Here is a 16424-nt window from a genome sequence, read left to right as displayed (position 1 = left end):
GCTGATCTTTTTTGTCCGAACAGCGTTCGGATTAATTTTACAATCTACCTTTTTAACTGTTTTAGTTTTGGTACCCGTTTTAATTTTCACTTTAGTGTCCTTTTTATTGGTGAACGCTTTAGATGGCCCGTAGCCATAATAGATGTCCTTATGAATACCATCGCCAGTGGTGAATGTTCCGCCCGGTTCGGTCAATTGTAAGAAGGCTTCTGGACGGGCCCCACTACCATGGTCAACAATACCAAAGCGACCAATAGTTTCCCCATTCGCATCCAATAATAGTACGGCGACTTGTCCAATAGCACGTCCATTATGAGTACCACTGTACTTAATGTGATGGACACCCGTTCGTATTCGCCAGTTCGTTAAACTGTTAGTCATACCCGTATAACGATAAGCTGGACCGTACCAAGTATCGTCAGTTGTGGTTGGCATCGTCCCGTAGTTCTTTTTACCCGAGCTTAAAGCCACCATCATAACGCCAGAATCGGTCTTAATTTGGCTGGCCCCTTGATAGGTGTATTTACCATTAATCTTCATGGATGAAATAGCGGTAGCATCATTAGACCACATCGCCATACTGCCCATTGGGTCATCAACCGCTGTAACGTATGGTTGAACGGCCGTGTCTTGGTCGGTAGGGTCTTCGGGTCCTACCCCATATAGGCCACCGTTTAAGCTGAATCCAATGTACTTTAAATCCCGCTTAGGTATGACCTGAATAACTGGCTCTGTTCTAGCGGTGCCCTCAACAGTGATTGTATTTAGCCCATTCTTTAAGGGTGTTTCAACCTGTGGTAGGGTTGCCCGTGGGTCGGACTGTACAAAGGTAATCGTTAAAGTCATGTCATACATACCCGTGTTAATTGGGGTCGGGTCACTAATCGTGGTAATATGCCCCCAATACGTCACCTTGGGTTCAAAGCCAAACACTAGTGGGGACTCTTTACCGTTGTCATTAGGGTCATCGCTTAAAAGCAGACCGCTTAAATTGTGCATTACCTGATTAAAGGCATCTTGGTTATCAGCACAGTAAATAGATACCGGTATACTAATCGTCCGACTAGTAAAGTCCGTGCCATTAAATTGGTTACCATACATGGCCGGTATATCAGTCACCTGTTCAGCCATGGCTGGTGCACTAGGTAATACCACGTTACCCATCTCAACTTGTAAATCGTCCCGGCTATTTAAACCGGCATATTCAAAATCATCTCGTTGTAAGGTCACGATTTAACCTCCTTTTTAAGTTTGTATGTAAAAAGGGCGCCCGTTTAAGGACTACCCTTTAATTGATGACTTTAATAGCCCATCATCTGACTATACTGTGAAGTGGTCTTATTGTCAGATTTAACGGCATTAACCACGTCTGATTTAGCAATAACTGCTTGAACACTGCCCATGTTGCCTAGAATGGCTGACATTAAGCTGATTAGTTTATCAAGCTTCTCACTACTTTCACTGCTATTAGACGCAACCTGTGTGCTAGTAGTGCCATTTACAATCTGGTTAGCCTGTGTGATTAACTGATTAGCCCGTGATTTATTAGTCAGTGGAACCACCATTTCAGACTTGTTCTTTTCAGCAACCTCAATCAACTGGTTAGTGTTGACAATGCCACCATTCTCAAACCGCTTATGCCCAATTGGCCCACTGTGCAACCAGTCATATTTAGCAGTACCCCAGATAGACGTATTACCAGTGGCGTTAAGATAGTCAGAGTTGTTTAAGAACGCCAGCACTTGGTCAAAGCTAGACTTCCAGTTATCATGGCCCGGAAAAGCAAACGCATCAAAGGTACCTTTAGTAAATTGCAACGGTCCAAATGCACCATTACCACTAGCTGAGTTACCATCTGAGATAGTCTGGCCAATGTTACGGTTACCCGTTTCACTGTCGGCTGTCTTAATGATAGCTGACTGCATCTTAGACCAATATTCTTTGGGCACTTTAGTCATTTGAAGCGCTTCGTCTATCATTGAATGAGTAATAGCTCCGCCTTCAATTGAACCACTGCCGGAATCGCCAAACTCGTTAGCTAGCTTACTGATAAATGACCAAAAGCCACTACCAACCTGCTTTTTAATTGTGCCTAACAAGCCACTAGATTTAGATGACTTATCCGAGCTAGTGCTATTCGATAATCCGGGTACTCGTCCATAGCCAGTGAACACACCATATCCACCGCCGTGCACCTTGCTGAATCCCATGCCATCTTTCTCATTTTCAGCTGAATAGAACTCGCCATTGCCAGTGTAAACACCAACGTGCTCTGAACCCTTAGAGCCAAAGAATACCAAGTCGCCAGCTTTAGGCTTTGAAACCTTCTTAGAAGCGGCATACTGCTCACCACTAGTCCGTGGGAAGCTTATTCCCATCTTCTTCAAAGCATATTGTACTAAACCTGAACAGTCAAACGCACTAGGACCAGCAGCACCCCAAACATACTTGTTTGTGGCACCATATTTCTCCATGGCGTTGACTAGACTAGAGCTATCTGATCCACTACCTAAGCTGTCATTAACGCCACCCCATAAGGTTGACCACCATGTCTTGGCTTGCTTCTCAGTATCGTCAAATAGGCCCTTACCAATGTTACTAATCACGCCTGAGACGCCCTTAGAAGACCAGCTAAACAGGTTCTCTAACGACTTCACCGGGTGAGCAATAATCTTAGTGGCGGTATCGAAGAACTTCTCTAAACTGCCAACCTTCTTACCAAACCAGCTAGTTACGCCTGAGATACCACTAGTCACACTGTTGAGGATATCACCAAATATCCCAGTACCTTTAGCGTACTTAGTCACGCCTTGCATACTCATTAACATGGCTGTCTCACTAGCATTCAATACCTCTGTGCCAGCTGGTAACATCATCTTAGTGTTACGGCCTTGAACAATACCTGAGTCACCATTAGGTAGCATGACCATTTCTTTGTTGCCTGTTTCAGGTGAGTCATTACCATCATTAAGCATCGCCATAGTAGGCTTAGTAATTGGGTTACGTGACCCACTAAACATCCCAGTACCTTCGGCAAAGTGAACATGACTTAAATCACTAATGGTTTTCTTTTTACCGCCAAACATATGGATAACACTATCAACCGCATTAATCCCACCGTTGATAATATCAATGACATCGTTCATGCCGTCTCTAGCAAAGCCTTTTAAATCTTTCCACAGACCTTTGAATATGTTCTCGACACCGGTTCCTAAGCCTGACCAGCCACCCTTAAATGACTTCTTGAATGTTGATAACCAATCACCCATTGAGTGACCGAACACTTTAGTGTGACTTAAGTCTTTGTTCCAATAGCTGTGCAAGTTAGCCCGCATGGTATTCCAGTGGTTATTCCAACTATGTGACCAGCTCTTTTTCCAGCCAGCCCACTTAGTGCCCATACCGCTAAAGAAGTCTCTAGTATGCTTGTATGAGCTATTCCATGCACCATGCAAGTTGCTAGTTGTGTTATTCCAGTGTTTTGACCAACTCTTCTTAAAGCTAGACTTCCATGAATCCCACTTCTTGCCAACACTGCTAAAGAACTCTCTAGTATGTTTCAAAGAACCGTTCCAGTTATTCCTGAGCGATTTACCCATGTCTGACCAGTGCTTGTTCCAGCCCTTTTTAAAGCTAGATTTAAAGCTGTTCCACTTTTTTGACATGTTGCTTAGGGCTTTACCTACTGACTTGCCGACATTAACGCCCCATTTAGCAATACCTTTACCAAAGTTAACTACCGCTTTAGCTGTCTTGTTTACCCATTCTCTGAACGGCTTAATGTGCTTGTACGCCTCGTAAAAGGCTACACCTAAAGCAACCACAGCGGTTAATACTAGGCCAATAGGGTTAGTTAGTAACATCCTCCCCAATGATAGGAAGGCCCTACCTACTGTCTTAATACCAGCACCTAGCACACTGAATGCTTTAGAAGCACCTTTATAGGCGATTTTAGCCGTCCATGATAGGCCCTTACCAATCAGCTTGCCAGTGCCTTTAGTAGCCTTCCATAATAGGCCGACTGCTTTAGAAGCACCCTTATAGGCTATCTTAGCAGTCCATTTTAGGCCTTTGCCAATCCCTTTAGCAGTGCCTTTAACAGCCTTGCCAAATAGGGTTAGCTCGCGTTTACCTTCAGCTCCATCAACCTTGGGTTTTAACACAAGCCGACCAAGCTTGCCACCCAAGCTCTTCGCTAAATCTAAACCAGTGAAGGCTAGTTTTAATGCAGATATACCCTTACTTGCTACAAAAGCACTAGAAGCTAAACCAGCGAATACTTTAGGGTGTTTCTCAGCGAATCCACCAACAATCTTCAATATTGGTTCAATATCCTTGAGAGATTGCACAAACACATTAAAGGATGTCTTAGAAGCAGTCTTCATTGAGCTAAAGAATGACTTTATTTCTTTTTTATGAGCAATGATGTTAGCGCCAACTTTATCAATACCTTTAGCTAGATTAGCCAACATTTTATCTAACGTGTCACCAACGTTAAAATTCTTACCAGCAAACGCTTTAGAAATGTCTTTGATTTGTAAGGCTAAAGCACTACCAACATCTTTAAACTCGGCTTTAGTATTCTTATCACCAATCCATTTTGTAAACTGGCCCATTAATGGGGACTTCATATTGGCAATTGGCTTGTAAATGGCATCTAATAACGCCGGCATCTGAGTCCTGATTGACCGTTGCATACCGGGTATGGTCTTCATCAAGTTCTCTGAGGCTTTGGCGTACTTACCACCAAGTGAGTTCATAACTTCCTCAGCGTCTTTAGCACTAATCTTACCGGCGCTCATCTGGTCACGTAGCGTGGACATGGTTAGCTTACTGTTATGCTGTTGTTTCTTTTCAAACTCTAGCATTTTACCAGCGTACATTGGCAACTGGTCGTTAATCATGTTGAAGTCGCCAAGTTGCATCTTGCCACTTGATAGCATATGAGTGAAGTTGGTGCCTAGTCGGGTAACATTCTCATCACTTAGGTTAAGCGTGTCACCCAATGTCAAAATAGACTTGGTTAACTCTTTAGTTCGTGGTGCATTGTCGAAAACGTGATAGAAGGACTGGTTAAGTTCATCAACCACATTAATGTTCTGGTTGAAAGCTGAAGCTAACTCATTACCAATGCCGACCATTTGTTTACCTTTTCCGTTTGAACCAGTTAAAGTAGTCCACGTGGCCGTCATTGTACGTTGCTTGTTATCATATTCTGTTACAGCACTATTAAGTTCGCCAAAAGATGCCGTTATACTTGATAAAGCATTAGTAATTCCGTTTGCAACTAAATGCGCGCCTAGAATTGTGCCGAATAAATGAGATGTCTTCTTAGCTTTGTCATCAATGCTATCAAGCTTAGAACGAACACCATGCATAAATCCATGAGGTTCTTTTTCCATCGCTTTAAGTAGCTCGTTTTGGCTAGTCTTAGCTTTAGCCATGGCTGTTGCGGTCTCATTAACACGCACTTGCTGGCGTTTATATGCGTCACTAGTAGCTCCACTAGCCGTTTTTATCCGGTTTAGCTCATCTGACTGGGCTTTATATTGAGCCTCCATGTTAGAATAGGCCTGTTTTAAACCACTTAAACGAGCCTTATTAGCTTCGGCTGACTTACCTTCGGCTTCTAGGCGTTCAACATAGGACTTAGACAACGCTGTAGACTGTTTATAGCCCTTTTGTAGGTCGGCTAAACCTGAATTGTAATACTGTAATTTAGACTTGGCTCGGTCTAATTGACCACCCATTGAGTCATAGCTTCGACTAGCTTTGTTAATCTGGTCAGTCAGCTTTAAATATTGCTCTTCACCATCTTTAGTATCCCTGTTTAGGCCTGATTGACGGGACTTTAACTCATCAATTTTAGCCTTTTGCATCTCCATTGATTTGGCTAAGCCATCTACCCTAGCTGCGGCCGCCTTTTGATACTCTCCGGCTGATTTTAATGCCGTCTCTTGGGCTTTCCAACCACTAGTGTTGGCTTTAACCTCGGCTGTCAACGTCTTGAGTGATTTAACAGCCTCTGCTGAATCTAGGCCGACCTTGCTAGTCATCTCACGGCCGACTACTTTTTTAGCCATTTTTTAACCTCCTTTTTGGCACAAGCGCTAAAGGCCGTATGTTGAGTTGACAGCCTCTAATGGATCAACTAGCTCAGCACGATCTTCTTTCTTACGAGCGTTCAAAGCCGCCATTAAACTAAAAAATGAGCTATCATCAAATTCTTTCGGTGATAACCCCTCGGTTAATAATTGTTGAGCTAGCAGGTTGAAGTCTTCCTGTTGGTTTTTCAACTTCAAGACTTCCTTTTTAAGCTCACTGTTACGCTTGTGCCGGCTTATTTTGACGACTTAGCGTCTTCAATGGCTTTACGTTGTTTCTGTTCGGATAGTTTAATATCAGCGTCTGAGATACCGTTTAAGCGCATAATTAGGTAGCCGACACCTTCGCCAAACCGTTCAATTGAGATGGTATCGTTAATCGTTTCCATCTGCTTTTCAGTGTATCCCATAACCCGTTGCACAAAGTCGGCCATATCGTCCTGTAATTCTAGGCCGTTTTTCATGGCGTCTAGTTCAGTGACCTCTTTTTCAGTGTCCTGTGACTCCAACATACCAATTTGTACTTTAGTAGCTAATCGAATGATATTGTTAGTTGGCGTTACGTCAGCTGTTTTATTAATTTTAAAGTAGTTTTTAGCGTTGATTTTCATAGTGATTTGTACCCCTTTATTTAAATTTGTATGTATTAAAAGGCCGCCCTTAATGGGAAGCCTCTTTGATCTATCCTTGTGAAGTACCGCTAGTAGTGCTATCGGTTGTTGAGCCCGTCGCGCTGCCAGTTGTGCCACTTGTTGACTTAGTGTAGCCGCCAAATGTTTCAGCCATAAGCTTATCCAAATCAAAGCCAGTGTCAGTAGACTTAGCAACCATATAAGGTTGTTGAACCCCGTTTGCTGCTAAGAAGATGTCAGACTTCAATGGCGTCAATACAGTACCTGATAAAGCAGTTGAGTAGTCAGCTTCACTGTTAGTATCAGTTGAGTTGTTAGATGCTTCTTCAACAAATTCGATATTGTTAAAGCATTCATAAATTGAAATGTCACCGTCTAATGATTGGGATTCGGCAATCATGGCAACGTGTGGCTTAGGCAATTGTCTTACCCATGCGCCGGTCGTGGAATTTTGTGTGAACCCTTTAATCATCTGGTTAATCTTCCAGTCTAGATCTAAGGCGGTTAAAGCCAAGGTAGGCATAGACTTACCATAAGATGTTCTCTTGATTTGGCCGTTGCCCCAACCAGCTGTACCAGCGGCTTCAATGGCGGATACGTTAATTTGGCTAAAGCCTTCACCTTGGTGGTCAGCGACATAAAGGCCATCTGTTGATAAGCCGTTAGTGCCTGAAATAAGGTCACCGTTGTCATCTAGTAAAGCAAAACTAGCTTTAACAATGTTGTGTTTTGACATTTATAAATCTCTCCTCTTTAAATCATTTCGTTTTTCGTTACATAAATCGTTTTGGTTACTTGGTTGGTATCTGGGTCAGTTGTGTGGTGCTGACTAGATACAATCAGCCAACCAGCTGATTTAAGATTCTGCATTAATTCTATTTCAGCTTCTAGCGGGTTAAAGTCATCTGCTAGGTCAACCTTGTAAAAGATTTGAATCTCAACACCCATGGATAACCCTTTAAACGTGTCATTTGCAAGATAGGCCGGACTTGAATCGGTCTCTTGTAACAGCATGACTGTACTAGTAGTGTTGTTTCTTTCTTCTTTAGGTATGGCATTAAGGTAGATTTTATCTAGCCACGTTAAATTGAGGGCGTTAACTAGGCTGGCTACCTGTGAGACTGGTAATAACACTAGTCATCGTCCCCCTTCTTGTATTCATCTAGCATGGCGTTAAAAACATCGTCTTGTGAGTCGGCTAGGTTCTGGTCAACAAAGTGGTCAGCATGAATATGCTTGGTGCCATCATTTAACCTCATGGCGTTCATATCATGGAATTTGTTAGTCCAGCCGACAATTGAGCTACCATCATGTTCACCGTCTATATCGTTGTTGTTATAACTTATGTTGTCGGCCATGTGTCCGTACTTCTCATCTTTATGACTTGAATAGTGTTTCTTTCTCGTGGCTTCCGTTAAGTTATCAGCTAACTTCTTAGCACCAGCCTCTGTTATCCGCTCTTGTTCAGCTTCATTGGGAACTAGCTTATGGACGTCTTTAAGCCAGCTTTCTAATTGGTCGCTTATAGTGTCTGCCATAACTAGGCCCCCTTAGTAACCTGTTTGAGCGTCAAATAATCGCAAGACAGATAATTGCTAGAATCATCTATGCTGTCATTGATGACATCGTAAAACTTGCCTTTATACTGACACTTAATACCTTCATAAACTTTAGGGTTATGCCTAATAATGACCACTACTTGTTCTAATTGTTCAGCTGTGAGTTGATACGAAGATGCAATTGATCGTGTATAGGGTGCACAGTATAAACTAAACTGACTAACAAAAGTCTGCTTACTAGTCCCGTTAATAGGATTTTGAATAGTTTTAACAGTGCCAATCTGTATACGTTGGTTAAAGTCAACTGGAGTTAACCTGTTAATCGCCATTGTTGTCCACCTCATCTTGCTTTTGACTATACAGGCCTCGTAATTGGCCAATAATCGAATCAACAACTAAGTCAACTGGATTAACAGTATTTGAAGTGATTGATGTCCGGTAATACCAATATGAGCCAGCTAAGGCGTAAACAGCCGTTGCAAACAAGTCATTCACGTCTTCCATTTCATAGAACCCCGTAACACCATTTTCATCACCAATGGCCTGTTTAATGTAGCTAGTGGCTGCAGACAAGTAGCCTGTTAGCAACTCGTCGTCATCATTCCCGTCAATTCGCAAAGATGATTTCAATGTTTCTAAATCGGCTGCCACTTAAATCACATCCTTACTTAGCCGCCCAGATTGTCACTGTACTGTGTATTTATTGGCGACATAGTTGGCTAATTACTTCCCGTCAGTCGTTGTAGCAGCACTCGCCGCAAAGTTGGCCGTTTGGTCAGCAATTGTACTGAACGAACCTGCAACAAAGGCTTCCGTATCAGTAGCTTCAACATCAAAGCGATCAATCACGCGAATCTTGGTTTGGTCTTTCTCGAAGGCACCACCGCCAATATTGGTCGTTAACAATGACGCATTTTCTCGGTCAAATAAAGTAACCGCTTGTGATAAGTCACCATAATACAATGGATAAACTGGCGCCGCTGTTGTCCCAGAATTTGGCAGCCACTTGTCAGCTACCTCTACAATCCGCTTGCCACGGATTAAATACTGATCAGGTTGTGTTGGATCGGGTTGCAATAAATAACGTCCCATAGCATCCTTAACCTCGGACAGTACATTGAAGCCTGACGTATTTGTCATTAAGAATGACGTAGACTTAATGGCAGGATCAACGGCAGTATTAATCATCGTAATAATGTCATCAAACTTGGCTAAGGTTGGCTTCGTTGGTGCGTTGTTCATCGCCGCAATAATTTTAGCGTTGCGAGTAACAACAACCTTCTTAGCAATCCATTGCGACAACCAAGCCAAAATGTTGTCAGCGGTATCCTTTAGCAATGAATTAGTGGCAGTGGTAATACCAGCATACCGATGGATCGTATATTTGATAATGGATAGCTTAGGATCATCATTATCACCAATGGTAGCCGTTTCATCATCTAAATCGGCCAGTGCAGTAACGTCAGTCCACTTTTCGTAAACCCGTGAACCAGTTTGTGTCGTAACAGATTCCCGATTAACATACTGTTGTAATGAATCGTACTGGCGAACCAATGTGTTAATGGCTGTTTGAATATCTTGAGGGATAGTCAAACCAATTGCGTTGCCAGTTTCGTCGATAGAAGAAGTTACCAAGTTCATAACTTTAGGGTCGCCTTTAATCATGCCTTGGAAGTTCTTAATGAACTTGGCTTTGATGTCTTCTTCGTCATCATCAAGCGGGGCCTTATTCTTGTCATCCATGTTGGCAATTTCTTGTGCCTTGCGTTCTTCTTCCAGTTGTTCATGTAAAGCATCACGCCGGGAAACCGCATTGTCGCGGTCTTGTTTCATTGCTTTAAATTCGTCTTGATCGAAGCTGTCGTCAAGTACGGCAGCATTTAACTTGTCGTTCAAGTCTGACACCTTTTGCCCTTGGGCAATCCAGGCATCATTCATTTTATTAATATTTGCCATTAGTTGGCCTCCTTTTGATTTTTTCCAAATAAAATAGCCAATTTGCTGTTTCGTAATTCAGCAGATTGACTATTAGTAGCATTTTCTTCTTTAGACGGCTTAGTTTTATCCTTATCCGCCTTATAAATGAGATTCATCAACTTGTTAACTGCAGATTTAGGCGGAATATGTGAGATAGCATTCACCGGTTGTAATTGTTGATCATTAGCAAACATAATTTCGTCAGCAAAACCTTTATCGACGGCATCACTAGCGGTTAACCATGTTTCATTTGCCATTAATTGTAGCAAGTCAGCTTGATCCATGCCGGTTTTAGCCTCATAAGCGCTGGCAATTGATTGATCAATGCCATTTAAAATACTGGCTTCATGTTCCAGATCGTCAGCATTACCAGCCGGCTGTGACCAAGCCTTATGGATCATAATCTGAGCGGTCGGTGAAATGTTGATATGATCGCCAGCCATAGCAACCACGCTTGCCGCACTAGCTGCTAAGCCTTGAATATTAACTGTTACATTGCCAGCATAATTCTTTAGCATAGTGTAAATCTCACTAGCCGCAAAAACATCGCCACCATTGGAAGCAATATCAACTTCAAGTGCTTCATCATCACCGTCGTCATCGTCATCGCCACTGTCATCATTTAAAATGTCAGCGACACCTGAAGGTGATACTGCTGGCATTCCAAAGAATTGATAGAAACCGGCTGTTTGATCATCAACAATATCGCCTTTAATCATCACTTTCTTTGTCATCATTATCACCTCCTTTTCCTGATTGAATCACAACTTGTTGTGTCGTTGGATTCTTAGCAGCCGGCATTTCATCTGGGAAATAACCAGTCTGCTGTAGTAACCAAGTTGCTTGATTATTAGCAATTGTGCCGTCTTTAGCCAGCCCCGATAGGGTAGTTGCAAATGAGTCTCCCAATGGGTCTACAGCAGTCCGTATATTGGCCGTTATCTTAGCATTAAGCTTATTATCCAGTTCAGCTAAAATCGCCTGTAAATAGCGATTAAGGGCATTAGTGTACATGCCTTTAATTTGGTCAATATTACTTTGTTGGTCACCTTGGCCATTTAAATAGCTATCAGGAATGCCGAAAACCTTAGCAATTTGCTTACTCGTCCAATCTGTTTGGCTTAACAGCTTAGTGACATCGGCTTTCATTTCTAGTGGCTTGTAATCTTCAAGTTGATCAATAACTACCGGGCCGCCGTTTGAACTGTTCACCTGTTTCATGAAGTTACGTGAGCGGCTGGACTTCATCTTCTCACTTAGCAACCCACCGTGCTGAATAGATAGAACGCCAGGAGCACTAATTGAGCGTGCCAATGCAGCCAACGTTAAACTGTTAGACGAACTCTTGACTTGTAACTCATTCGATAATGCTTTTAACGGACTGTTACCAGTCATACCGCCATCGGTACTAGCCCAGCGAATATGAATCATGTCAGACTGTGGTACATATTGAAGGACACCCAAATTAGGCTCGTCAAAAGTAACCGTATAGGTTAATCCACTGCCGTCATCTAATAAGTAGGTTTGCACTTGGCTAGGTCGCAAATATTCCCAGCGCAGATCTAAACCATTAGGATTGCGCCAGCGATATGCAAAGCATTCACCACCCAATAACAATTGTGAATACATAGACTGCCAAAACGTGTGACCGTTAGCTGTCGTGCTAGGATTGTTTAGAATTCCTTGTGCTCGTGGCATATTGGCCATTAATTGTACCGTGGCTAAGTCTCCAGATATTTGGTTAACTGCTGAATAAATATCTGAATTCTCTAAAGCGTCTTCGGCACTAACATACTCATTATCGCCAGTTGGCGACAAAAAATTAACGATATTATCGTCTTCTACTGGCACGCTTTGAATACTAACTGAATTTTTTATTGCCGTTGGTGGTTCAAAAAAGGGCATTATTAATCACCTCCTTTTTGGCTAGCTGTTACGACTTCCGAAAGCCAGCCAACTAAGAACAAAGCTACCGCGATTGCTAGGACGCCTTGCGCCTGCCCAAATAAAAACGCTGCATACACTCCAGCAATCATGCCTAGAATGAAACACAGCACATCAAAGTAATGCCAGATAGTCGCAAAAAATTGTTTAAAAATCATCAATATCATCTCCTAGCAATCCTGATTCCGGGTTATTAAACCATTCAAGAACTTGTTTTTCGTTCATACGTTCGACCTGTTTATCAGGATTGTTCACGTCTGAAAAGTCTTCAAAGTGATACATAGCCTGAAATAAGGCATCAATTAACGCATCTACCACATCAATCTTCAATGTGGCCTTAGCTTTATCGACTTGAATACCAATTTTGTCTTCATAAATTTCAGCGTTTAGTAATGCCTTTTCCATAATTCGATCATCAAAGCGGTCTACCGAGCCTTCAACGAACATCGTCTGCAAAAACTTAGTTGGATCCTTCAACTCACTAGTCCGCTGCCGAATGGCTTGCAATGGCCACCCTGAATTCAAATCTAACTGCTTGATTGTGGGCGTTAGCCCCCACGCGTCATAGCCAAAGAAAACTACTTCCAGTCTATGCCGCTCAACAAAGTTAAGTAGCCATTGGTAAACTTGCTCGTCATTGATTAGTCCTTGAGGATGGCTACTAATGGTACAGAATCCCTTTTGAGCTAAATCACGATAATTAATACCGTCTTGCTTTTCTTTAGCTTCAATCGAGCCAGCTTTCTGCCAGGGAATAAAGCTATGCTGATAAATAAACCATCGTGGTTTGTCATTATTGTCACGATAAGGAAATACAAACGCTAGCGCTGTGTTATCACTAAACATCGAGTAGTCAAAGCCAATATAAACTTGCCGATCATCGAAACTAAATGATGATATAATAGCTCGCTCAACGTCAGGCAGTTTCAAGAAGCTATCGGCCGATTGCTCTAGCCACAGGTTAAGGTTTTTGTTTTGGAAATCGTTGAGTGTGCCCGACAAAGCGTCAGAATCGCGCTTATCTGTCAAGCCGTTCAGCAACACTTCTCGTTGGCTCGGTAAATCTAGTAAGGGATTACTTTTAACCCACATATCGGGCTTATAAGTTTCGTCAAGATTGTCCTGCGACCAAATAAGCCCCAAATATGTATCAGCATCGCGCAAATAATCTTGTTCCATGGCTTGCTGAATCATACGCTCATCATCGTGAAACGGAACAGTGGGATCAGGATATGCCGTTGAAATTTGAATAAATTGCTTATTACGCACCTTAACTTGGCCCGAAACGATTTTAGAAATCTTCTGCCGTGTCTTAATTTCACCAATTTCATCAAAAATAGCAGTTGTAAAGTGAAATGAGTCTAGTTAGTCATATTGACCAGCTTCGTGACTGATTGCTCGCAGTTTGTTGTTGTTACTGCTCATCACAACTTGGTCCGCTTGTGAAGACAATGTACGAGTATCTAGCCCACTATCAGCAATTAACGACTTAAATGGTTCAATCGTTGCAATCTTAGCAAGCATTGACTTAATGTAGCCCAGAATCTTGCTCGTTTGTTTGTAATTAATGGATGAAACTAAATAGTCTTGGTTAGATAGTCCCAATGACTCAATTAAATAGCTATAGGCAGTGATAATCGCCATAAGATAAGTTTTACCTTGACCACGTGAAACTGAAACGATAGCCCGTGAAAAGCGCTTGCCGCCGTCATCATTACGCCAGCCAATTAGCATAGCCATAATGAATTCCTGCCATGGCATAAGCTTAGTTGGTTCGCCTGTATCAACATTTGGACAAATGGAAGCAAATTTAAGCACTTGGTCCACTTTCTTAACCGAATAATTAAAAGGAAATTCAACGCTTCCTTGCCGTTGTAAGTCTCGAATGTGGCGAAAAGCCGCTAGTTTAATCAAATAACCAGTCGTTACCTTCTGATCTAAAACATCTAAAGCGTACTGAGTTCCTGCGTCTGTGTATTCGTCACGAATACTTTTAACATCAATCCCACGGTATGCTCCTAACACATCGTGTGATTGAGTAAGGTCAATATTCATAAGATCACCCCCTTTCGCAAAGTTTAACTAGTTAATCATACTTCTATGAACTTGTTTACCCTCCCAAAAACTCTTTCATTCGGTCAGCGACGCTACGCTCGTCTTTGTGATCATCTAAATTCAGCTTTAACAAATCGCTACGTGACTTAGGAGATAGACCCAATTCAGCGCCTAGCTTAGTCAGATTTTTAACCGCTGAATCGTAAATTTGCGTCATGGGATTACGTTTGTAGCCCACAAAGTCTCGACCGATTTTTTTACCGGTCTGGTCTTGCAGCGTCTTGTAGATTGCCTGAACTTCACCGTTTTCCTGAATATGTTTATACGCATTGCGATAAATCTCATATTGGGACGCATATTGCTCTACAAGCCCGCTATCAATGCGCTTAACTGGGGTATTGTCTTCTAAAAAAGGCACTAATCGACGCCAAACGACCTTAGCTTGCCGGCCTAAGTAAGCTGGCGGTGTACGCGTTAATTGACCGTCGTTGACGTCTTTATCCGTTTTTTTCATTTTATCTGCCTCCTTTCATTATTGGCTGACCCCCCCTACCTAAAAAATTTCAAAAATTGTTTCTATCACATTTTATTTGCAATGTGTGTGCTCTTCCCGGGACGTGTTAGGGGGCGGGGGTTGTTTTAATTATCATCGTGACTAATTACATTCATAAATTTAACGTTGCTTAAATCGAACGACAGGCGCTTATAAATCAACGAGTAGTGACCAGTACCAGTTTGAATTTTTTTCAAGCTGATAGCCTTTGTTGCTTAGCACCTGTACCAACTTTATCTTTTGATTAGGATTAAAGCTGTCAAGGCCGATATAAGCCTTATGCTCATTTCGTAAAGCAGCTCGCTTAATTGTGCTTTCAACATATTCAATTTGTTTATCGGTTAGTTCCTGTTGCATTGCTAATTTAATTACTTTGTGGTCAGGAATCTTATCATATCTGTTCTTCATAACTGTCACTATCCTTTCATCATCAAACTTCTTCAATGTGATAAAGTGGTCTGATAGCTTTAGGCTGTTTGTTTATATCCTTTTGCGCATCTTCCTTACTGTCAAACACATTGACTTGTTTCTTGTCTTTGACAAATGGAACCCAATCACTTCCAGTTTCTGCTTTACCAACGTACTTGCGAAGTACTTCATAGCTAACAATGTACTTGCTCATCCAATCTCTCCATTCATTAGTAACGTGACCTTTTTAACATCTCTAATAGTTTCTACATTTTTTAGCGTGTTACCTTGCCCAGTCCCATAGTATAGTTGCTCCCAGTCCGTCTTATCACGGTGACACTTACCGCAGATAACAGCCAGGTTATTAACGTCAGCTTTGATTGCTTGGTCGTATTCAATGGGCACGATATGGTCGACTGTTTTAGCCGCCGTGATGATCCCTTGCACACGACAATACGCACATAAGTAATGGTCACGCTCTAAGACTTGTTGCCTTAGATGTGACCATTGTCTTGTGCGATAGAAGTTGTATTGCTGACGCTTATCTTCATTACGATAGCGTGTAACCGTGTTGTAGTGATGCGTGTACTGTTTATCATGACCACGTGCCCAACGTTGCCGACTAGCCAAGTACTCAGCTTCATGCTCATGGTGTTGCTGACAATAGTGGTCAGGGAACGTAACCATTGCATGGCAGTTAGGATAGCGGCATCTTCTTGTTCTTGGCATGTTGCTTTCTCCGTTTCTTGTCCAAACTAAAAGCGCCATGCTGTTTAGCACGACGCTTCTTATCCTTGTACCACCTATCTAGCCGAGCATCGGCCTGCACCCACTCAGGTGGCTCGTACCCGTATTTACTGTGTATCATTACTGCCATGACGTCACTCCTAAATTTATGTATCAAAAGAACTCCCGCCAATAAGCGAGAGCTAGTTTGGAGATTCAATCGTTAACAATTTGAAAGGGCGTGGTTTTATGAAGGGAATGGATAAAGCCACGATGCTTTCAATGTGCTTGGTAGGGATTTGCACCCTACATGTTGGGAAGTATCTCTTGCCTTATTACTTATTACATATCAGCGTCGCGACGCAACTGATATAACCCAACTGTCGCCGCCCCTCCTAAACAAAGGTGCCCACACGTCTAAACCATTAAGATAAAAGACATCAGCGTCTACCTATTCCGCCACAAG

18 protein-coding genes and 1 pseudogene are annotated in these 16424 nt (G+C 42.3%); all 19 read right to left on the bottom strand.

Annotated elements, in window-relative coordinates; all coding sequences use genetic code 11:
* Nucleotides 1-1230, bottom strand: a 1230-nt coding sequence (locus DY78_RS13265) for a phage tail domain-containing protein (RefSeq protein WP_056993533.1), incomplete at its 3' end; no start/stop codon positions are given.
* A gap of 71 nt (nucleotides 1231-1301) precedes the next feature.
* Nucleotides 1302-6083 (bottom strand): NlpC/P60 family protein, encoded by a 4782-nt coding sequence (locus tag DY78_RS13260; protein WP_024624689.1) that lies wholly within the window; start codon nucleotides 6081-6083, stop codon nucleotides 1302-1304.
* Between the two features lie 27 nt (nucleotides 6084-6110).
* Nucleotides 6111-6296, bottom strand: a complete 186-nt coding sequence (locus DY78_RS13255) for a hypothetical protein (RefSeq protein ID WP_024624690.1) — start codon at nucleotides 6294-6296, stop codon at nucleotides 6111-6113.
* 44 nt (nucleotides 6297-6340) lie between these two features.
* A complete protein-coding gene (locus DY78_RS13250) occupies nucleotides 6341-6715 on the bottom strand; it encodes a phage tail assembly chaperone (RefSeq protein ID WP_024624691.1) in 375 nt (124 codons plus the stop codon).
* A gap of 70 nt (nucleotides 6716-6785) precedes the next feature.
* Nucleotides 6786-7472: a phage tail protein gene (locus tag DY78_RS13245; protein WP_024624692.1), complete on the bottom strand. Its 687-nt coding sequence runs from the start codon at nucleotides 7470-7472 to the stop codon at nucleotides 6786-6788.
* 17 nt (nucleotides 7473-7489) lie between these two features.
* Complete coding sequence (locus DY78_RS13240) at nucleotides 7490-7870, bottom strand: DUF806 family protein (RefSeq protein ID WP_024624693.1); 381 nt, start codon at nucleotides 7868-7870, stop codon at nucleotides 7490-7492.
* Nucleotides 7870-8274, bottom strand: coding sequence for an HK97-gp10 family putative phage morphogenesis protein (locus tag DY78_RS13235; protein ID WP_024624694.1), 405 nt, complete (start codon nucleotides 8272-8274; stop codon nucleotides 7870-7872). Before DY78_RS13235 ends, DY78_RS13240 begins: the two co-directional genes overlap by 1 nt.
* A gap of 2 nt (nucleotides 8275-8276) precedes the next feature.
* On the bottom strand, nucleotides 8277-8624 hold the full coding sequence (locus DY78_RS13230) for a phage head closure protein (protein ID WP_024624695.1): 348 nt from the start codon (nucleotides 8622-8624) through the stop codon (nucleotides 8277-8279).
* Nucleotides 8614-8946, bottom strand: coding sequence for a head-tail connector protein (locus DY78_RS13225; RefSeq protein ID WP_024624696.1), 333 nt, complete (start codon nucleotides 8944-8946; stop codon nucleotides 8614-8616). The genes DY78_RS13230 and DY78_RS13225 overlap by 11 nt, the downstream gene beginning before the upstream one ends.
* A 72-nt stretch (nucleotides 8947-9018) precedes the next feature.
* Nucleotides 9019-10251: a phage major capsid protein gene (locus tag DY78_RS13220; RefSeq protein WP_024624697.1), complete on the bottom strand. Its 1233-nt coding sequence runs from the start codon at nucleotides 10249-10251 to the stop codon at nucleotides 9019-9021.
* Nucleotides 10251-11006, bottom strand: a complete 756-nt coding sequence (locus DY78_RS13215; RefSeq protein WP_024624698.1) for a head maturation protease, ClpP-related — start codon at nucleotides 11004-11006, stop codon at nucleotides 10251-10253. Before DY78_RS13215 ends, DY78_RS13220 begins: the two co-directional genes overlap by 1 nt.
* Nucleotides 10984-12177, bottom strand: coding sequence for a phage portal protein (locus DY78_RS13210; protein WP_024624699.1), 1194 nt, complete (start codon nucleotides 12175-12177; stop codon nucleotides 10984-10986). Before DY78_RS13210 ends, DY78_RS13215 begins: the two co-directional genes overlap by 23 nt.
* Before the next feature lie 2 nt (nucleotides 12178-12179).
* On the bottom strand, nucleotides 12180-12374 hold the full coding sequence (locus DY78_RS13205) for a DUF1056 family protein (protein WP_024624700.1): 195 nt from the start codon (nucleotides 12372-12374) through the stop codon (nucleotides 12180-12182).
* Nucleotides 12364-14271 (bottom strand): annotated as a pseudogene (locus DY78_RS13200) (terminase large subunit). The gene DY78_RS13205 and the pseudogene DY78_RS13200 overlap by 11 nt, the downstream one beginning before the upstream one ends.
* 55 nt (nucleotides 14272-14326) lie before the next feature.
* Nucleotides 14327-14785 carry a phage terminase small subunit P27 family gene (locus DY78_RS13195; RefSeq protein WP_024624701.1) on the bottom strand — a complete coding sequence of 153 codons (459 nt, stop codon included), beginning with the start codon at nucleotides 14783-14785 and terminating at the stop codon, nucleotides 14327-14329.
* Nucleotides 14786-14974: 189 nt separating this feature from the next.
* A complete protein-coding gene (locus tag DY78_RS13190; protein WP_024624702.1) occupies nucleotides 14975-15232 on the bottom strand; it encodes a hypothetical protein in 258 nt (85 codons plus the stop codon).
* A 22-nt stretch (nucleotides 15233-15254) separates the two neighbouring features.
* Nucleotides 15255-15446 carry a hypothetical protein gene (locus DY78_RS13185; RefSeq protein ID WP_024624703.1) on the bottom strand — a complete coding sequence of 64 codons (192 nt, stop codon included), beginning with the start codon at nucleotides 15444-15446 and terminating at the stop codon, nucleotides 15255-15257.
* Nucleotides 15443-15961 carry an HNH endonuclease gene (locus DY78_RS13180; protein ID WP_024624704.1) on the bottom strand — a complete coding sequence of 173 codons (519 nt, stop codon included), beginning with the start codon at nucleotides 15959-15961 and terminating at the stop codon, nucleotides 15443-15445. Before DY78_RS13180 ends, DY78_RS13185 begins: the two co-directional genes overlap by 4 nt.
* Nucleotides 15930-16109, bottom strand: coding sequence for a hypothetical protein (locus tag DY78_RS16675; RefSeq protein ID WP_056993532.1), 180 nt, complete (start codon nucleotides 16107-16109; stop codon nucleotides 15930-15932). The genes DY78_RS13180 and DY78_RS16675 overlap by 32 nt, the downstream gene beginning before the upstream one ends.
* Nucleotides 16110-16424: the final 315 nt, after the last annotated feature.

The sequence above is a fragment of the Lactiplantibacillus fabifermentans DSM 21115 genome (genome assembly GCF_000498955.2).
Lineage (GTDB): Bacteria > Bacillota > Bacilli > Lactobacillales > Lactobacillaceae > Lactiplantibacillus > Lactiplantibacillus fabifermentans.
The sequence above is the reverse complement of the archived record's forward strand: the minus strand, read 5'-3'. Positions and strand labels throughout refer to the sequence as shown.

Excerpts from the sequence above, each read along its gene's own strand:
- DY78_RS13260 (WP_024624689.1), bottom strand. The coding sequence starts at position 6,083 with ATGGCTAAAAAAGTAGTCGGCCGTGAGATGACTAGCAAGGTCGGCCTA.
- DY78_RS13250 (WP_024624691.1), bottom strand. The coding sequence starts at position 6,715 with ATGAAAATCAACGCTAAAAACTACTTTAAAATTAATAAAACAGCTGAC.
- DY78_RS13245 (WP_024624692.1), bottom strand. The coding sequence starts at position 7,472 with ATGTCAAAACACAACATTGTTAAAGCTAGTTTTGCTTTACTAGATGAC.
- DY78_RS13235 (WP_024624694.1), bottom strand. The coding sequence starts at position 8,274 with ATGGCAGACACTATAAGCGACCAATTAGAAAGCTGGCTTAAAGACGTC.
- DY78_RS13230 (WP_024624695.1), bottom strand. The coding sequence starts at position 8,624 with ATGGCGATTAACAGGTTAACTCCAGTTGACTTTAACCAACGTATACAG.
- DY78_RS13220 (WP_024624697.1), bottom strand. The coding sequence starts at position 10,251 with ATGGCAAATATTAATAAAATGAATGATGCCTGGATTGCCCAAGGGCAA.
- DY78_RS13215 (WP_024624698.1), bottom strand. The coding sequence starts at position 11,006 with ATGACAAAGAAAGTGATGATTAAAGGCGATATTGTTGATGATCAAACA.
- DY78_RS13210 (WP_024624699.1), bottom strand. The coding sequence starts at position 12,177 with ATGCCCTTTTTTGAACCACCAACGGCAATAAAAAATTCAGTTAGTATT.
- DY78_RS13205 (WP_024624700.1), bottom strand. The coding sequence starts at position 12,374 with ATGATTTTTAAACAATTTTTTGCGACTATCTGGCATTACTTTGATGTG.
- DY78_RS13195 (WP_024624701.1), bottom strand. The coding sequence starts at position 14,785 with ATGAAAAAAACGGATAAAGACGTCAACGACGGTCAATTAACGCGTACA.
- DY78_RS13190 (WP_024624702.1), bottom strand. The coding sequence starts at position 15,232 with ATGAAGAACAGATATGATAAGATTCCTGACCACAAAGTAATTAAATTA.
- DY78_RS13185 (WP_024624703.1), bottom strand. The coding sequence starts at position 15,446 with ATGAGCAAGTACATTGTTAGCTATGAAGTACTTCGCAAGTACGTTGGT.
- DY78_RS13180 (WP_024624704.1), bottom strand. The coding sequence starts at position 15,961 with ATGCCAAGAACAAGAAGATGCCGCTATCCTAACTGCCATGCAATGGTT.
- DY78_RS16675 (WP_056993532.1), bottom strand. The coding sequence starts at position 16,109 with ATGGCAGTAATGATACACAGTAAATACGGGTACGAGCCACCTGAGTGG.